Consider the following 18422-nt stretch of genomic DNA (forward strand, 5'->3'; position numbering starts at 1 on the left):
AAAATGTTTCACTGGTGTTGATTTACTGTTTATAGTATTTCGCAACATCGTTTTTGAATTTTTCAAAAAGAGGATAATAAATATTTATAATGTCCTGAAATTTCTCTGCGGCGAAAGTACCATCGTAATCATGAGACAAATGATTTCTGGATTTCAGCATTTGCAGCCAGGTGTCATCATCAATAATACCATTGGTAAATGCCTGCTGCAGAGTTTCGCGTGGAGAGCCAACTGCAAAATCAAGAATTCCCATTTTTTTGATCAGAATATCTTTCATAACTTTCCAGGAGATGTCGAAAGTAAGACTGAAATTGAGAACAGTTCCTTCGAGAACAAAATCGGTCTTGGGGTCGGCTGTTTTGCTTTTTGCAAGATTGGAGAGACTTTTACAGAAAGTGTTATAGCGGTTAATAAATTTGTTTTCCATATTTTTTTATATCCTCCAATAAATACTCATTTTTTATACTGTCAAAGTCAAAAATATCAATTTTCCTTAGCGTTTCAATCTTCTGAAGATCATCTTCTAACTGCATTAGATTATCACAGCCGTATACTACAAAATCAATATCACTGGTGGGGGTTGCAGTGCCTGTGGCGAAGGAACCGAATAAATCAAGGCGTTTTACGTTATTTTTTTTGCAAATCATGGTTACTTTTTCGATGATTTCGGAAATTGGCATTACGTTCATGATCCACTCATGTCCTCCTTTACTTGGAAAATTCTGATAAAAATATGATAGCAGTTTCTATAGATTAATTCAACTTTAAAGACACTGACTGCGGTTGGTGTTATTCTATAGTCGTAATCCTTTTGTGGCGTTATGGATTATTTTAATTTTTCTTTTTCGGCATTTAAGAGTTCAAGATTGAGCCCTTGTTCTCCGGCTGTTTTATCTACCCAAAGATTCAAAGAGTCTATGGCTAAAGAAATTTCATCAAGTTTTTTACTGATATAAGCAAAATCTTTCATTTCATCATCGCTGATCTTACCGTCACGGGCAATCTGGATTAGACGACCGGTAAGAGGGTTGATTTCATTTAAACTGGCAATTGTCTCCAAAATGATATTTGACAGATCGGTCATTTCTACTTCTGGAACATAACGATAGCCGATTTCGCATTTGTGAGAGCAATAGTAATTGCAAAGATCTGGTCTTTTATAGGCATCTGCCATCTGGAGGATATCATAAGGCGTAGGTTCTTGTGTTTCATATTCAAATTTTTCAATTTTTGAATCAGAGACAGCATCCATTCTTTCACTGGCCTCTGCTCTTGTAAGTCCTGCCGCTTCTCGGCAAAGCTGGTAAATTGTTTTGTTTTCCCTGGTGGATTGTTTACCCATGAGAATTTCCTCCTCGTATATCGCTAAACTTGCGGATTATTTATGTTCCAGGCCGCATGTTGAGCATGTATTTCTTATATGAATTTTATTATACATAAATTATGAACTAACAACAAGTAATAGACTTTGTAAAATTACCTATTTTATAAATCATTTCACGGGAATTTTTTACAATTAAATAATCCATTCCAAGGAAAAGCCAGCCCAGCTATTCATTGGAAAGACCATAGAAAAGACAGGTTCAGATACACTGATTAACCTCAGTATGTCCGGAACTGTTTTTTTGTTGCTATCGTTACTTTCGGGTGTCTTTGCCACGCTTGCTTCCTGGAGATTTCAATGACAACCCTTCTCCCATAAGGTATAATAAAGCAGAGTATTTTGTTTTGCTCACCACGAAACGAGAGGGAGATCTACATTAATGGATGCGAATGTGATCAATGAATTGAAAAGCGGCTTAAATGCCGCTTATATAAATGGTTCTGTGGCAGCAAATCTGGCGTATAAGCCAGTATTTGTGTCGAATAATCCGGAAGATGGGAAGAAAGTTATTTCATCTGTGGAGGATGAATTGCTGCGCTGTGATCAGTTTCAGATCAGTGTTGCATTTATCACGATGGGTGGTGTGACACCGCTCCTGCAGACGTTAAAAGGGCTTGAGGAAAAGGGCATTAAAGGATAGATTCTTACGACCAATTATCTGAATTTCAGCGAACCGAGAGCACTTGAGAAACTCAATGGATTGAAAAACATTACGTTGAAAATGTATGACGTGCATCAGAACTTAGAAGTAGGAGATATGGTGCAGGAGAGGGTGATACGGAGAGATACGAATATGAGTGCCCTTGCGGGAAAGGAAAAATCATAGAAGAACATGATAATATTCCTGGATTTCGTGATCATGATGTTTGGATAAGTTGTGATGAATGTTCCAAAATATACATTGGATACTTCAAAAGGAGTTCGCGGTTGGGAATTAGTGGAGAAAGAATAAATATGGGAAGATTAAAAAGCTGGATCCTAACGACATTTTATAAAAATGAGCTGCTTGCGATACAAAAAGAATATGAACGTAAGGTAAAGGAAATTAACTATGAAGCTCAAAAGAAAACGAAGCTGATTGATACAGTTCATAGAGTGTTTCGTGAACCTAATCATGTGATTATTGGAGTAGAAACTAATAAAATGGGGGATGAGGTTCTTGTTGTTCAGTGGATACATAGCAATGATATATGGATTATGCTATACAACGACAAATATAAAGCCTGTAGCAATCATCCTAGAATTATGGCTACTTATGAGAAGCCTTACGGAGAAGCTGAGTATATTCATATAGATGATATTATGGTAGAAGATAAAGAGATAGGTAATGGATCAATCCTTATGGAATATTTCCTTAAATACTGTAAAACGACGCCAGCAAAATATATATCGGGTAGTTTATCGTCTGTAGATTCAGATCATTTTGATAGATCAGAACATTATTATCAAAAGCATGGATTTAAAGTTGAATTTTATGAAGGGCGAAAATCCGGTAGTATTAGGTATGACATGAATGACAAGAAAACAAGGAATAAATTATAATATTGATACAAGAACGTATGTTCGATATAATAACTCTAGGATCGCCAAATTATCACAACTAAAAACATATCTCTACCTTTCGGGAATACCCCTCATTTCAGGTATATCCTGTCAAGAAAGATGAAGATATTGTTTTATGACTTTGGTTTCCTGAGGCCACACAGTTCAGAAAGTGTATCTTTTTTAGAATTCCTTTTTGTAGATACTTTCTGATTTTTTTCACCTTAGAGGGTGGCTAAGGCTGTCATTTCCTGTTCCGTAGTTATATCAAGATATACCATCGTTGTTTCTACGGAGGAATGACCGAGAAGAAATGAAATCTGAATACTACGATGACATTTTGAACGGGAACATGAGCTTCTCATCCTCATGTGCTCAATCAGGGTATCCGTATTGTTTTGTAAATAAGTTACATCTATAATGCTTTTTTCAGAAATTGTAGGAAACATTATAAATGAATATGATGGTAGGCAACATATAAATGCAAACAATATCTCCACCTTTTTTATCTGGAAGTGTGTTAAACACAGGATAATTCAAAAAAAGTGTTGATATGTTTGGGGTTGTGATAATTTGATAAATTTTAGAAAAGGTTACAGATTGACACCTGCTGTCAACCAAAGTTACAATTCATAGTGTTGAGAGCGCTTATCAATGAACTTATGATAAGAAAGGATACAATTTTATGAATGGATTAAAATTTATAAGAACAAGATGCAATATATCTTTAAATGAGTTGGCAGATATTTTGGATGTAAGTCGACAGCAGGTAAGTGCCTGGGAAAACGGTGTAAAGCCTATTTCTCAGAAAAGATTAAACCAGTTATCGAAGTATTTTGGTGTTGACGAAAAATATTTTCTGGATATATCAGAAGATGATAAAGAGTTTATTGTTTCCAAAGCTCTATATCGCCGTCAGGACAATGAAAAAGAGATATATTGTTTTGTAAAACAGGGAGAGATGGAAGATGATTTCAAGTATAGACCGTTTTCGTATCCTAATTTTGAGGAATCATTAGATGAACAAATGATTCGTGCGAAGAAAAAGAACAAAGATACAATAGAAGGAATACAGGAAGCAATGAGGTATTTTGGCAAGCCAGATAAGATTATTGAGGAGATTTCTGCAATTAATCGCGGCTGTAAGGTTTATGATGCACTTACAAAGTATTTGAGACAAATGCCAAAAGAGGCTCCGGGAACAATTATTTTGTATTATAATATGGTCAGAAATGTTCTTTTTTCGCTTCTGATTGCCAATGGACTGATGAGTAAGGAAGAACTTGAAAAAGAATTTGAGCATAATATTGGAAGTAAATTGTATGATGATATGGAATGGATCTATGAACAAGCTGATATTTTCAAAAAGAGATATGATTATAAAGTGAAACTGGTTGAAGAACAAAGGATTAAATTCCAAAAAGAGGAATAGAAAATGAAAAGTGAAAAAACAGGTACCTCAATGAGTAGAATTGAAAATACAAGATTAATATCCGCAGTTTATTGTGACTGTAAAAAGTGTTTTCATTCTGTAAATAAAAATGGAATGCTATATTGTAAATATTATGATCTTTTTTCACCTATAAAGAAAAAATGCGCCAGATATTCGTTCCTTGATAAAGGGAAAAAGAAAAGAATATTGCCGAAAGAGAAACCCAAAAGAGTAAAAAAGGAACCTACGTTTCCATGGGAAACCCCGTAAAATGTATCTGATAATTTGCAGAAAGAGTAAAAAATGGAAGATAAATCAGTGGTAGCTCAAAGATCGATTAGATATTTGGATGATAAAGTTTCTTTGTTAAAGAGAAATCAAAGCTGATGGAGGATAATCGTTATGATCAGAAAGATGCAGAACATAGATATTAATAGAGTTGCTGACATATGGTTGAAAACCAATTTAAAAGCGCATGATTTTATTCCTGAGCAATATTGGACAAGTAATTATGAATTAGTGAAAGAAATGATGTCACAAGCGGAAGTCTATGTGTATGAAGATGATAAAATGATTCAAGGTTTTGTCGGATTAAGTAACGAATACATGGAAGGTATTTTTGTTTCTGATGAAATGCAGTCATGTGGTATAGGTAAACTTTTATTAGAGTATATCAAGAATAAAAAAGCTAGATTGCGATTAAACGTATACCAGAAGAATGCCAGAGCCATCTCTTTTTATCAAAGAGAAGGGTTCGATATTCAATGCGAAGGATTCGATGATGCTACTGGTGAAAAAGAATACACAATGTTGTGGCAACAGAAATAGAAAGCGGATTTTTGGGGAGGATTTTATATGGAGTTTAACAATAAGGTAGTGATTGTGACGGGAGGCGCGCAGGGCATTGGAAAGACCATTGCAGAGGAATTGCCTTTATGAAAAAAGCATAAATATAATGACAACACCCAAAAGAAAGGAAGAAGTAATCATGTATAAAAAATTAATGACATGCCTGGAAAGTGTAAGAAAGAAAATTGATTTCAAACCAGAAGTTGCACTGATCCTTGGATCCGGACTTGGAGATTTTGCAGATGGAATTCAGATTGAACAGACCATCGACTATACGGACATCGAGGGATTTCCGGTTTCTACTGTAAAAGGACATAAGGGACGTTTTGTGTTTGGGTATGTGGAGAAAACACCGGTTGTAATTATGCAGGGACGTGTTCATTATTATGAAGGATACGCAATGTCAGATGTTGTTCTTCCAACGCGTCTTATGGGAATGCTCGGTGCGAAAAAAATCCTTCTCACTAATGCAGCAGGAGGAGCTAATCCTTCCTATAAACCGGGAGATTTCATGATGATCACAGATCACATTACAACGGGAGTTCCAAGCCCTCTGATAGGACCGAACATGGATGAGCTGGGAACCAGATTTCCGGATATGAGTGAGGTATACAGCCGCCGTCTTCAGGATGTGATCCGCAAATGTGCAAAAGAATGTGACATCAAACTTCAGGAAGGTGTTTATGTACAGTTTACAGGACCAAATTATGAGACTCCTGCAGAGGTAAGACTTGCACAGAGATGGGGTGGAGATGCAGTTGGAATGAGCACCGCATGCGAAGCTATGGCTGCCCGACACATGGGAATGGAAATCTGTGGAATTTCCTGCATCACAAATATGGCAGCAGGAATTTCCCAAAAAGAGCTTAACCATAAAGAAGTGCAGGAAACAGCAGACCGCGTAGCGAAATCCTTCAAGGAATTAGTAACAAAAGTTGTTGTAAATATGTAAGATCCATAAGTAAGACAGCAGAAAGGAGACAAAAATTATGAAGAAATATAAGAGAATATTTACTATTGTAATAGACTCCTTTGGGGCAGGAGAAATGCCGGACGCAGCCCAGTACGGGGATGAAGGAACAGATACTATGGGACATATTTCCCAGAATGTAGATGAATTTACGATTCCAAACCTTCAGAAGCTTGGAATTGCAAATCTTCATCCGTTGAAACAGGTTGCAGCAGTGGAGCGACCAATGGGTTATTATACATTTTTAAAAGAAGCCAGTACCGGAAAAGATACTATGACAGGACACTGGGAAATGATGGGGCTTCACATCACAAAACCGTTTAAGACTTTTACAGAGACCGGATTTCCAAAAGAGCTGATCGATGAGCTTGAGAAGAGAACGGGACATAAAGTAATTGGAAACAAGAGCTCCAGCGGAACAGAGATCCTGGATGAACTGGCTGAGGAAGAAATCGCTACCGGTCATATGATCGTTTACACATCTGCTGATTCTGTATTGCAGATCTGCGGAAACGAGGAGACTTTCGGACTGGATGAACTGTATCGCTGCTGTGAGATCGCCCGTGATATCACCATGAGGGATGAGTGGAAAGTCGGACGTGTTATTGCAAGACCTTACCTTGGCAAGAAAAAAGGTGAGTTCAAACGTACCAGCAACCGCCATGATTATGCACTGAAGCCTTACGGAAAAACTGCGCTTAATGCATTGAAGGATGCAGGTTATGATGTGATCTCCGTTGGAAAGATTTTTGATATTTTTGACGGCGAGGGACTGACAGAGTCTAATAAGTCAAAAAGCTCTGTTCATGGAATGGAGCAGACAATTGACATTGCGAAAAGAGAGTTTGAGGGGCTTTGTTTTGTAAATCTTGTAGATTTCGATGCTCTTTGGGGACATCGACGCAATGTAAAGGGATATGCAGAGGAACTTGAAAGATTTGATGTAAAACTTGGTGAACTTCTTGATGAGCTTCGTGAGGATGACCTTCTGATCATTACAGCTGACCACGGAAATGATCCGACGCATACAGGAACTGATCACACAAGAGAAAAAGTACCATTTTTTGCTTATTCTCCATCTATGAAGGGATACGGAAAACTGGAAGATCAGAATACTTTTGCAGTAATCGGTGCAACGATCGCAGATAATTTTGAAGTTAAGATGCCGGAGGGAACAATTGGAAGTTCTCTTCTGGATGAGCTGAAGTAAAAGGAAGGTAAAATGGATAAAAAAGATATATTAAAAAAGGTGGATCACACATTACTTGGACAGAATGCAACATGGGATGATATTCGAGGAATCCTGGATGATGCCATGAAATATGAGGCTGCATCTGCATGTATTCCGGCTGCTTATGTAAAACAGGCAGCGGAATATGTAGCGGGAAAACTTCCGATTTGTACAGTGATCGGTTTTCCGAACGGATATAATACAACTGCTGTAAAGGTATTTGAAACAAAAGACGCCATTGCAAATGGTGCTTCAGAAATCGATATGGTTATTAACATCGGATTTTTAAAGGATGGAAGATATGAGGAAGTAGAGAATGAGATTCGTGCGATCCATGAAGCTTGTGATGGAAGAATCCTCAAAGTCATTATTGAGACATGCCTTCTTACCGAAGAAGAGAAAATTAAAATGTGTGAGATCGTTACAAATGCAGGAGCAGAATTTATCAAAACTTCTACCGGATTTTCTACAGCGGGAGCAACTTTTGCAGATGTAGAGCTGATGAAGAAATATATTGGAAAAGATGTAAAAGTTAAGGCAGCAGGTGGAATTTCATCTTTCGATGATGCAGAAAAATTTATCAGTCTTGGCGCAGAGCGTCTTGGAACAAGCCGTCTTATTAAGATCCTGAAAAATACGGACACTGGTGCAGGATATTAACACTGTGAAAGAGGACTGTCAAAGACAGGATTATACATAAATTATGAACTAACAACAAGTAATAGAATTTGTAAAAGTATCATTTCACATTTTTCTACCAGCTGTGGATAAAGGATGGACGGAATCTAAAAAATACGATAAAATCTGCATTAGAAATGCTGTTGTCGTGAAATTTACAAACGCTCGAAAAAGGAAAAATAAACATGGCAAAGAAAGATTTGCTATCCGGTACCGGCGTTAATTTATATAGGTGATATTATGAAAATTACTTACATTAACCACAGTGGATTTTTGGTTGAGACCAGAGACTGCTACTATATTTTTGATTATTACAAGGGTGAATTACCGAATCTTGACAAGGAGAAAGAAGTGATCGTTTTTTGCAGTCACTTCCATAAGGATCATTTTAACCCACAAATTTTTGGGATCCTTGATGATATGGGAATGACTTATCAGGCAATCCTGGCGAATGATATACGAAAAAGGAATCATTTGTCGGATATGAAGATCACATATGTTTATCATGATCAAGCTTATAGTTTGGATAATGAAACCAAAGTTGATACATTGCTATCTAACGATAGTGGTGTCGCATTTATTGTCAAAACAAAGGAAGGTACCATTTATCATGCCGGTGATTTAAACGACTGGTATTGGGATGGTGGGTCGAAAGCTGATAACCAGAGACTTACTTCAGCATATCGCGCGGCGATCAGGAAAATCAAGGGTATGCATTTTGACGCTGCATTTGTTCCCTTGGATCCGAGACAGGGAGATCACTATGCTGACGGGATCCTGTATTTCCTTAAAAATGTAGATTGCAATGTCATTTTTCCAATGCATTACTGGAATGATGCCAATGTAATTAAGCGGTTTATTACTGAATATCCGCAATATAAGTCACGCATTAGAAACACAGAATGTACAAAAGGAGAAGAAATTTCATGAGAGAAGGAGACGGGCATGGAGCACTTACGTTGTGTAGTTGAAAGAATTACATATCAGAATGCCGACAATGGCTACACGGTTCTGAAATGTGCGGTGAAGAATTACAGTGATCTTGTCACAGTAGTTGGCACGATGCCGGATACCCATGTTGGTTCTGTGCTGTCTCTGGAAGGTATGTGGAAGATGGATGCCAAATATGGGCGGCAGTTTTTGGTGGAGAAATTTGAAGAGACACTTCCTGCCACAGTATATGGAATCGAAAAATATCTTGGTTCCGGTCTGGTGAAGGGCGTTGGTCCAAAGTTTGCAAAAAGAATTGTGGAAAAATTCGGGAAGGATACACTGGATGTTATTGAAGAGACACCAGATGAACTGCTCAAAGTATCAGGTATAGGAAAAGTACGTGTAGACCGGATCAAAACAAGCTGGCAGGAGCAGAAAGAGATCAAGAATATCATGCTTTTTCTGCAGAGTCATGAGGTCAGCACCTCTCATGCGACAAAGATTTTCAAGACGTATGGAAGTGAGAGCATTGCAATCGTAAAGGAGAACCCATACCGGCTTGCAGATGACATCTGGGGAATTGGATTTAAGACAGCGGATTCCATTGCACAGAAGATGGGGATTGACAAAGGCAAATTTGTCCGTCTGCGCAGTGGTATTTTTTATACATTGAATAAGCTGGCAGAAGCAGGTCATTGTTATACAACAAGAGAACAGCTGACTGGAAGGGCAAAGGAACTTCTGGAAGTGGAAGAACCGGAGCTGGAGATCACCTTGGATGAGATGATCCGCACGAATGATGTGATCAGAGATGAAGCAGAAGATCGGGAAGCAATCTATCTGCCCCCATATTATTTTTCAGAAAGTGGCTGTGCAAAGCGGCTGCTTCGGTTGATGTCCTGTGGAAAGAAGAAATCTGAGGATACGGAAGAAATATTGAAGAAAGTAGCAGCTTCATCAGAAATTACTTATGACGAGATTCAGTGGCAGGCGGTAAAGACAGCGGTTTCCTCTAAGGTCATGGTGCTGACCGGTGGACCTGGAACCGGAAAGACTACAACAACTCTGGGAATTATTTCTGCATATAAGCAGGCTGGATGTCAGATCATTCTTGCTGCACCGACTGGAAGAGCAGCAAAGAGAATGTCAGAAGCAACTGGAATGGAAGCAAAAACGATTCACCGGTTATTGGAATATAAACCTCCGGAAGGCTATCAGAAAAATGAAGAACATCCGCTGGAAGGAGATGTGCTGATACTGGATGAATGTTCCATGATCGATATTATGCTGATGTATAATCTTTTAAAAGCATTGCCGCAGCAGATGTCTCTGATTCTGGTAGGCGACATTGATCAGCTGCCAAGTGTCGGAGCGGGCAATGTTCTTAGAGATATTATTGATTCCGGATGTGTTCCTGTAGTTCGTCTGACACGGATTTTCCGTCAGGCACAGGGAAGTCGGATCATCATGAATGCACACCGGATCAATAGAGGGGAAGGCATTGATATGAGAGGTGGGAAAGATGCCGACTTTTTCTTTACCACCAAAGAGAGTAATCAGGAAGTGTTGGATACTATCGTCCAATATTGTAAGACGAACCTGCCGAGATACTATCATGTAGATCCACTGCAGGATATTCAGGTGCTGACTCCGATGCAGAGAGGCGAATGTGGGGCAGTAAATCTGAACCAGGTGCTGCAGGAAGCCATGAATCCGTCAAAGATCTTTCTGCGGAGAGGAGGCACACAGTACCGGTTGAAGGATAAGGTGATGCAGATCCGGAATGATTACGATAAGGAAGTATTTAACGGAGATATTGGAACTATCACAAAAGTTGACGTGGAAGAACGGGAACTGACAGTTCTGTTTGATGAACGGGAAGTAGTCTATGATGTGACAGAGCTGGACGAACTGGCGCTTGCCTATGCAGTGACGATCCACAAATCCCAGGGAAGCGAATATCCAATCGTTGTCATGCCATTTACCATGAGTCATTTTGTCATGTTGCAGAGAAATCTCCTTTATACAGGTGTGACTAGGGCGAAAAAGATCCTGGTACTTGTCGGAGAGAAGAAAGCTGTGTATTATGCGATAAAAAATGAAACGACAACTGGCAGAAATACATGTCTGGCAAGACGTCTGCAGCCGGACAGCAAAGAAGCACAGGAAGTGAAGGCACAGCTTTTGAAAGAAGCAGTAGACGAGACCGCAAATGAGAACGGAAGCGACAGTAAGAAGATGATCGTCTATAAGGGCAGCATCCAGCCTTCTATGGCATGTGAGACACCGGCGGTTTATGAGGGAAATCTCTGGAAACGCCTGTCGCAGTCAAAGTTCAGAAGCAGTTTTTCCCTGAAGGCAAACGATCGGAGTTATGTATCAGAAAAGGGAATGGAGAAAGTACGTGAGCATGCCTGTGATTTTATCAGAAAGCGTCTTGCACCGGCAGAAATACCAAATGATGGAAAACAGACACCGATGAGAGGGCATCCGGTTTTTGTAGCCCAGCATGCCACAGCTACCTGTTGTAGGGGATGTCTGGAAAAATGGCATCGTATTCCGAAAGGACGGGAATTGACAGAAGCGGGGCAGGAATATATTGTAAATGTGATCATGGAATGGATCGGTCGGGAAATTCATTGAGAGAACGTCTCGGTTTTGGGGTCTGATTTCTATAGCCGTAATCCTTTAATATCTTTAATACGTGATAAGATCGTATTGCAGCTGCAGCTGATAACGCCGGGCAGTGTAGCAATAAGTGAAATTATGAAACCTGTGGAGGAATATGATAATGTCAAAAGATGAGTATTTGATCACAGATGCGCCTCTTAAAGCGCTGACGGTTTTTGCAATGCCAATGATTTTGGGCAGCTTTTTTCAGCAAATATACAATATGGCTGACTCTATCATCGTCGGCCAATTTGTTGGTTCCTCCGCACTTGCAGCTGTCGGGGCCTGTGCAGCGCTGACCAATGTTTTTATTTGTGTGGCACTGGGAGCAGGTGTCGGTGCCGGTGTGCTGGTGAGCCGTTATTTCGGTGCCAGGAAGTATGGAAAAATGAAGACCATCGTGTCAACATCCTTGTTTAGCTTTTTAATTCTAAGTATAGTCCTTGGGGTTTTTGGATTTTGCTTTTCCCACTGGATGATGAGTGTGTTACAAACCCCTGGCGATATACTGGATGATGCAGTGTTATATCTGCGGGTCTATTTCGTGGGATTTCCTTTTCTGTTTATGTATAACATTCTTTCCAATATGTTTACTTCCATAGGCGAATCAAAAATCCCGCTGGGGCTCCTGATATTTTCGTCAATCTTAAATATTTTTATGGATCTCTGGATGGTGGCCGGACTTGGTCTCGGTGTGTTTGGCGCAGCCCTTGCGACTCTTATAGCACAGGGAATTTCTGCGGTGTTTTCACTTTTGCTTTTCCTTAGCCGGATGCGTCGATATAAAAGTCGCTTTGACTGGTTTGACAGGCAGGAGTTACATTCCATGCTTCAAATTGCTGTACCTTCGGTTCTTCAGCAGTCTACAGTGTCCATCGGTATGATGATCGTACAGGCAGTTGTAAATCCCTTCGGTACACAGGCACTTGCGGGGTATGCGGCGACGATGCGGGTAGAGAATGTTTTTTCATTGATTTTTGTTTCTATTGGCAATGCGGTTTCCCCATATGTTTCCCAGAATCTTGGTGCAAAGAAAATTGAACGGATCAAAAAAGGATATCACGCTGCACTGGTGTTAGATGTATGTTTTGCAGTTCTTGCTTTTATAGTCATTGAAACACTGCACACGCAGATTTCCACGCTATTCCTTGGTAAAGATGGAACTGCCTTGGCCTATCAGGTATCCGAGGGCTATATGAGATGGCTTGGTTACTTCTTCATCTTTATGGGAATCAAAATGGCAACCGATGGGGTTCTTCGTGGTCTTGGGATCATGCGCCCATTCCTCATTGCAAATATGGTAAACCTGGCGATCCGCCTGTCTGTTGCATTGATCTGTGCACCGCGTTTTGGCATTGTATTTGTCTGGCTTGCTGTACCAGCTGGTTGGTTTGCGAACTTTTTAATATCCTATGTGGCTCTTCGGAGATCATGGCCGACTGATAGCAGCACGGAAGAAGGGGATTACAGTTTGTAATATCCTGGCATACAGCACAGAACGTGTGGCACGTACTGCGATCATGATGATATTAAATCTGAGTTCTGCAATGCGGGTACAGATGAAGATGCTGGCATGCGGAAATCATGACAATTTTACCAGAAATCTTCAGGTTCCGCTCAATGCTGTATCAGGTCTATAGTATCTGGCAACAAGTGATGATACAGCTTCCGGGTTGGCAGAGTGAAAAAATATAATTACAATCAATAAGTCAGTGCTTTGATATCTTCTTCCGATACAGCAGGAATAACATAAACAATAGAATTACTGGAAAAATAAGTCCGAATCCCATGCCGATCTTAATATTATTTCCAGCATTCTGAGTGATACGACCAACAATTCCAGGTCCAATGCTGCCACCTAAATCTCCTGCCATGGCAAGAAGAGAGAACATAGCCGTTCCACCTGTTGGAAAAGTTTTTGAGGAAATACTGATGGTTCCAGGCCACATGATTCCAACTGAAAATCCACATGCAATACAACCGATCAGTCCGATGATCGGGTTGGATGACAAAGCAGTAAGCAGATAACAGACAACGCATAATATGCCTGAACCACTCATAAACTTCATTAAATCTAACTGCTCTCCATATTTACCAAAAATTATACGGCTGATTCCCATTGTTACTGCAAACATACATGGACCTGTTAGATCTCCCAGAGCTTTTGATAATCCCAGAGCTGATTCTGCATAAGCAGATGCCCATTGAGCCATTGCAAGTTCAGAAGCTCCGGAACAGATCATCAGACATATTGCAACCCAGAAAAATGGCTTGGAAAACAGATCCTTAATTTCCATTCCAGAACCATTGTCAACCAGAGATTCAATGGGACAAGTCATGAAGTTATAAGTATTAATTGCAGGAATGATTGCCCATATTACGGCGAGCCACTTCCAACTGTCTATTCCAAATATCAGGAAAAATAAGCTGGAAATCAAAATTGTCCCAACAGCTCCCCAACAGTAAAACGAATGGAGCAGACTCATAGTTGCTTCTTTGTTTTCAAACGGACAGGCCTCGATAATAGGACTGCAAAGTACTTCTATTAAACCGCTTCCGATGGCATAAACAATAACACTACATATAATTCCAATAAAAGGATCAGGTAAAAAATCAGGTAAAAATGCCAGTCCAAGCAGACCCAATGCAGCAAATATTTCTGATGCAACAATGCACACACGATATCCGATATGATCTACGAATTTGGCACAGAACAGATCAACCAGAAGCTGTGTGAAAAAGAAGAAAGTGGATATCAGAGCAATGTTACCGAGAGAAATATGGTAGTCACTGTGAAATTTCAAAAAAAGAAGCGGTGCGAAGTTTGCCGCAATAGCCTGTGTGATAAATCCCATATAACAGGCTATTTTTGTCTTATGGTAGTTAGTTTTTTTTACAGCATTCATTTTTTATTTTCCTCTCCGAATGTTTTTAACAGTTTTATGTTCAATCTTCACATTCATCAATACTTTCACAAAAAAGTCTGTTCTGGGTGGTGCGGTTATTTCAATTTTGTCGCCCTCAATGTTGATCTCACTTTCATTCATCCATTTAAAAATCATAAGAATACCTCTTTTCTTTTTTTACTTGATTATATAGCAAATATCAGATATATACATTGAATTAAATTGTAGAAATACTGTATAATATCGTAAAAAAGAAAGAACGTGATATGGGATGGATTATAATAAAATACTTACAGATGAGGAGTTCATGGAAATTAAACAGCATGGAAGCAGTGATTATCCATTCCAGTATTATTATGATAATCTGGAATTGTTTGATTTTCATTGTATTGAGTGGCACTGGCACAGAGAATTTGAGTTTTTATATGTCGAGTCCGGACAAGTTACATGCGGAATAGGAGAAAAACAGATTATATTGTCAGAAGGAGAAGCAATTTTTATTAATTCTAAAATATTGCACCGCTTTTACGCATCATCAGGTGGTATCATTCCTAACTTTGTATGTATGCCGGAATTTATTGCGCCGGAGAACAGCCTGATCTATAAGAAATATATTTTGCCAATCATTTCATCGAATATATATTTCCAGCGTTTTCAGCCTGATGAACTATGGCAAACAAAGATCATACAAACTATGATAAAAATAATGGAAATACAGAGGAATGAGAAAATAAGAGAACTTGCTACTTTGGCATTGCTGCAGGATTTATGGCTGACTTTTTATGAAAATGTAAAGTTATCTGATAAAGGAGATGTACAGACAGTGGATGAAGTTGCACAGAAAAGAGTGCAGTTGATCATGCAATATATACATGAAAACTATAATCGCAATTTGTCTCTGGATGAAATTGCTTCGCATATAGGAATCAGCAAAAGTACTGCACTTAATTTGTTCCACCGTTTTTTACATACTACACCGGTTAATTATCTGATAGGATATCGACTTCAGGCAGCTTCCTGGTTATTGAAAAATACGAATAAAAAAGTAAAAACGATCGCTTATGAAAGCGGATTTCATAACGTTGATTATTTTTGCAGATTGTTTAAAAAACGTTATCATTTAACTCCATCAGAATATCGCTGCACATGTTTAAAAGTGTTGTCGGCTGATCCGAGTCTTTAGACCTGTAAATAAAGCCGATGCAGGACTTTTGGAATCCTGTATCGGCTTTGTTGATTTTGTAAAGGCTTTGAAAAATTTACTTTTACTGGTTCATCAGTGCTTTGATATCTTCTTCCGGTGTGGTAATAGGTGCAATACCATAATTTTCAACCAGAAAGTTCAGAATATTAGGAGAAAGGAACGCCGGAAGAGAAGGACCAAGACGGATATTTTTGATACCCAGATGCAGGAGGGTTAACAGGATACAGACTGCTTTCTGTTCATACCAGGAGAGTACGAAGGAAAGCGGAAGCTCATTTACAGAACATCCAAATGCATCTGCAAGTGCCACAGCAACCTGGATCGCACCATAAGCATCATTACACTGACCCATATCCATCAGTCGTGGAAGACCACCGATCTCTCCCAGATCGAGATCATTGAAACGGAATTTTCCACATGCCAGGGTGAGAACGATACTGTCAGAAGGTGTCTGCTTTACAAATTCCGTATAATAGTTTCGACCTGGCTTGGCACCATCACAGCCGGCAACCAGGAAGAAATGGCGGATCGCACCTGATTTTACAGCCTCTACTACAGTACCTGCATGGGACAGGATGGCTGCATGACCAAAACCGGTTGTCACTTTTTTTCCGCCGTTGATACCGGAGAACATACGATCTTCTTTGTAACCGCCCAGCTCCAGTGCTTTTTCAATAAGCGGTGTGAAATCTTTCTTCTCGTCAATATGGACAGCTCCCGGGAAGGCAACCACTTCTGTTGTAAATACTCTGTCAGCGTAGCTGCTTTTTGGAGGCATCAGACAGTTGGTAGTGTAGAGAATCGGGGCCGGAAGATGGTCAAATTCTTTCTGCTGATTCTGCCATGCAGTTCCGAAATTGCCTTTCAGGTGAGCGTATTTCTTTAAGAATGGATAGGCATGGGCAGGGAGCATTTCACCATGTGTATAGATATTGATTCCTTTTCCCTCAGTCTGTTCAAGCAAAAGCTGCAGATCTTTCAGATCATGTCCGGTCACGACAATAAAAGGCCCTTTTTCTACCGTAAGTGTAACATCAGTTGGCTCTGGTGTTCCATAGGTTTCTGTATTTGCCTTATCAAGAAGTGCCATGCACTTCAGATTGATCTCTCCTGTTTTGAGTACTGTGGAAAGCAGTGCTTCTGTGCTTTCTTCATAACCGATCTTAGATAATGCCTCGCAGAAGAACTGATTCACTTCGGCATCTTCATAATTCAGAACATTTGCATGATAAGCATAGGCAGCCATTCCGCGGATACCAAAGAGAATAAGAGATTTCAAGGAGCGGATATCTTCATTGGCATTCCACAGCTGCTGAAGATCATATTCCTCTGTTCTGCAGTCAGGAGCCAGTCTTTCTTTTTCAGCTCTGACTTTTTGTATCATATTTTCGATTGCTGCATTGTCAAAACTTACATTTGTAACTGTAGTAAACAGTCCTTCGATTATGATCTGTCCGGTTCTTTTTGAAATAGTTTCCGTGCTGTCGGCAGCTTTAGCCAGACTGATTAATGCACCTGTCAGTTCGTCCTGTAATTTCGCTGTATCTGCTTTTTTTCCACAGACACCGGCATTTCCGGTGCAGCCGGTACACCCGACAGTCTGTTCACACTGAAAACAAAACATTTTTTTATCCATTATTGTATTCTCCTTTTATTCTGTGATTTTTTCGAAGGATCTTTCTTATTATTTTATCCTCGACCAGTAGTATTTATCCTTGGTTTCTGTTAGGAGTATAGTATAATAATTACAACGTGTATGTTTGATTTCCAACAGGAGGATTAATTTTGAAAAAATATTTACCCATTTTAAGAACCAGTCCTTTCTTTAAAGGTCTTACTGACAATGAGATATTATCCATACTGCATTGTGTAAATGCAGCAACGATCTCAAGAAAACGGGATTCTTATATTTTCAGAGCCGGAGACTCTACCGAAGTAATGGGACTTGTGGTGGCAGGCTGTGTTCTTGTTATTCAGGAAGACCTGTGGGGACATCGGAATATTCTGTCAAAATGTCATGCGGGAGATTTTTTTGGTGAACCATATGCAGCAAGTCCGGGAGCTGTTCTGAATGTCAGTGTGGTAGCAGACGAAGATTGTGAGATTATTTTATTAAATGTTCAAAGGCTTCTGGTTTCCTGCCCAATAGTATGTGAGCATCATCAGAAGCTGATCCGTAACCTGGTCGGTGTCCTGGCAAATAAGATCCTGATCCTCAACGATAAGATCACACATGTGGGCAAGCGAACGACAAGGGATAAGCTGTTGTCCTATCTGTCGTCGGTATCTATCAGACAGGCATCGTTATCCTTTGATATTCCTTTTGACCGGCAGCAGCTGGCAGATTATCTTTGCATTGACCGTGCAGCAATGTCTTCGGAGATATCAAAGCTGCAAAAAGAAGGACTTATAAAAACAAACAGAAACCATTTTGAGCTGACTGTCTGTAATGATACGGATTCAGGAATAAAAATGTGATATACATTACGGAAAACGATAAACTTTTTCATTATAATACAAAAGGAAAGTGAGACTGCTTAAAGTGATTCTATTGTTATAAGCGTTCACACGATGGTATTATGGTGTATGTATAAAGAATCTATGAAATCAGTTATTGAAAAAC

General features: G+C 39.5%; 19 protein-coding genes and 1 pseudogene. 13 read left to right on the forward strand and 7 right to left on the reverse strand.

Translation table 11 applies throughout. From position 1 onward, the window contains the following. Nucleotides 1-22 precede the first annotated feature (22 nt). The 3 genes from DW694_RS04870 to DW694_RS04880 form a co-directional block, all read right to left on the reverse strand. A complete protein-coding gene (locus DW694_RS04870; RefSeq protein ID WP_022426101.1) occupies nt 23-427 on the reverse strand; it encodes an HI0074 family nucleotidyltransferase substrate-binding subunit in 405 nt (134 codons plus the stop codon). Further along, on the reverse strand, nt 408-689 hold the full coding sequence (locus DW694_RS04875) for a nucleotidyltransferase domain-containing protein (protein WP_022426100.1): 282 nt from the start codon (nt 687-689) through the stop codon (nt 408-410). Before DW694_RS04875 ends, DW694_RS04870 begins: the two co-directional genes overlap by 20 nt. A gap of 137 nt (nt 690-826) precedes the next feature. Then, a complete protein-coding gene (locus DW694_RS04880) occupies nt 827-1342 on the reverse strand; it encodes a helix-turn-helix transcriptional regulator (RefSeq protein ID WP_110103039.1) in 516 nt (171 codons plus the stop codon). A 421-nt stretch (nt 1343-1763) separates the two neighbouring features. Here DW694_RS04880 and DW694_RS04885 point away from each other — a divergent pair, with 421 nt between their 5' ends. The 10 genes from DW694_RS04885 to DW694_RS04945 all read left to right on the forward strand — a co-directional run bounded on the left by DW694_RS04885 (nt 1764) and on the right by DW694_RS04945 (nt 11662). Then, entirely contained in the window at nt 1764-2024 is a 261-nt protein-coding gene (locus DW694_RS04885) for a hypothetical protein (RefSeq protein ID WP_330409225.1), read from the forward strand. A 314-nt stretch (nt 2025-2338) separates the two neighbouring features. Further along, nucleotides 2339-2926, forward strand: coding sequence for a hypothetical protein (locus tag DW694_RS04895; RefSeq protein WP_110103040.1), 588 nt, complete (start codon nt 2339-2341; stop codon nt 2924-2926). Nucleotides 2927-3611: 685 nt separating this feature from the next. Beyond that, on the forward strand, nt 3612-4358 hold the full coding sequence (locus tag DW694_RS04905; protein ID WP_110103042.1) for a helix-turn-helix transcriptional regulator: 747 nt from the start codon (nt 3612-3614) through the stop codon (nt 4356-4358). Between the two features lie 3 nt (nt 4359-4361). Continuing rightward, complete coding sequence (locus DW694_RS04910) at nt 4362-4628, forward strand: hypothetical protein (RefSeq protein WP_110103043.1); 267 nt, start codon at nt 4362-4364, stop codon at nt 4626-4628. A 132-nt stretch (nt 4629-4760) separates the two neighbouring features. After that, the gene (locus DW694_RS04915; RefSeq protein ID WP_110103044.1) at nt 4761-5186 is read left to right on the forward strand and encodes a GNAT family N-acetyltransferase; all 426 of its coding nucleotides are present in this window, start codon (nt 4761-4763) and stop codon (nt 5184-5186) included. 160 nt (nt 5187-5346) lie between these two features. Further along, complete coding sequence (locus DW694_RS04925; RefSeq protein WP_022427082.1) at nt 5347-6159, forward strand: purine-nucleoside phosphorylase; 813 nt, start codon at nt 5347-5349, stop codon at nt 6157-6159. A gap of 37 nt (nt 6160-6196) precedes the next feature. Continuing rightward, nucleotides 6197-7387 (forward strand): phosphopentomutase, encoded by a 1191-nt coding sequence (locus DW694_RS04930; RefSeq protein WP_118752622.1) that lies wholly within the window; start codon nt 6197-6199, stop codon nt 7385-7387. 12 nt (nt 7388-7399) lie between these two features. After that, nucleotides 7400-8068, forward strand: a complete 669-nt coding sequence (deoC, locus tag DW694_RS04935) for a deoxyribose-phosphate aldolase (RefSeq protein ID WP_118752623.1) — start codon at nt 7400-7402, stop codon at nt 8066-8068. Between the two features lie 258 nt (nt 8069-8326). Then, nucleotides 8327-9016 (forward strand): MBL fold metallo-hydrolase, encoded by a 690-nt coding sequence (locus DW694_RS04940; RefSeq protein WP_021652513.1) that lies wholly within the window; start codon nt 8327-8329, stop codon nt 9014-9016. Between the two features lie 15 nt (nt 9017-9031). Next, the gene (locus DW694_RS04945) at nt 9032-11662 is read left to right on the forward strand and encodes an ATP-dependent RecD-like DNA helicase (protein ID WP_118752624.1); all 2631 of its coding nucleotides are present in this window, start codon (nt 9032-9034) and stop codon (nt 11660-11662) included. Between the two features lie 29 nt (nt 11663-11691). Here the strand turns inward: DW694_RS04945 and DW694_RS17150 are convergent. Continuing rightward, nucleotides 11692-11790, reverse strand: a pseudogene (locus DW694_RS17150) (AsnC family transcriptional regulator); the annotation flags it as partial. A gap of 20 nt (nt 11791-11810) precedes the next feature. Here DW694_RS17150 and DW694_RS04955 point away from each other — a divergent pair. Continuing rightward, nucleotides 11811-13166, forward strand: coding sequence for an MATE family efflux transporter (locus DW694_RS04955; RefSeq protein WP_110103095.1), 1356 nt, complete (start codon nt 11811-11813; stop codon nt 13164-13166). Between the two features lie 232 nt (nt 13167-13398). Here DW694_RS04955 and DW694_RS04965 read toward each other — a convergent pair whose 3' ends face one another. Together DW694_RS04965 and DW694_RS16755 are read right to left on the reverse strand one after the other, a co-directional pair. Continuing rightward, a complete protein-coding gene (locus DW694_RS04965) occupies nt 13399-14595 on the reverse strand; it encodes an MFS transporter (RefSeq protein ID WP_021651233.1) in 1197 nt (398 codons plus the stop codon). Nucleotides 14596-14598: 3 nt separating this feature from the next. Further along, entirely contained in the window at nt 14599-14751 is a 153-nt protein-coding gene (locus DW694_RS16755; RefSeq protein WP_021651232.1) for a hypothetical protein, read from the reverse strand. A gap of 151 nt (nt 14752-14902) precedes the next feature. Between DW694_RS16755 and DW694_RS04970 the strand changes: the two genes are divergently transcribed. Next, nucleotides 14903-15778, forward strand: a complete 876-nt coding sequence (locus DW694_RS04970; protein ID WP_243164993.1) for an AraC family transcriptional regulator — start codon at nt 14903-14905, stop codon at nt 15776-15778. 82 nt (nt 15779-15860) lie between these two features. On the opposite strand, the gene hcp is transcribed toward DW694_RS04970, so the two are convergent. Beyond that, nucleotides 15861-17435: a hydroxylamine reductase gene (gene hcp / locus DW694_RS04975; RefSeq protein ID WP_110103050.1), complete on the reverse strand. Its 1575-nt coding sequence runs from the start codon at nt 17433-17435 to the stop codon at nt 15861-15863. A 149-nt stretch (nt 17436-17584) separates the two neighbouring features. On the opposite strand from hcp, the gene DW694_RS04980 reads away from it, so the two are divergent. After that, entirely contained in the window at nt 17585-18277 is a 693-nt protein-coding gene (locus DW694_RS04980; protein WP_022427006.1) for a Crp/Fnr family transcriptional regulator, read from the forward strand. Nucleotides 18278-18422 lie beyond the last annotated feature (145 nt).

This window comes from Ruminococcus sp. AM26-12LB (assembly GCF_003480785.1).
GTDB lineage: Bacteria > Bacillota > Clostridia > Lachnospirales > Lachnospiraceae > Blautia_A > Blautia_A fusiformis.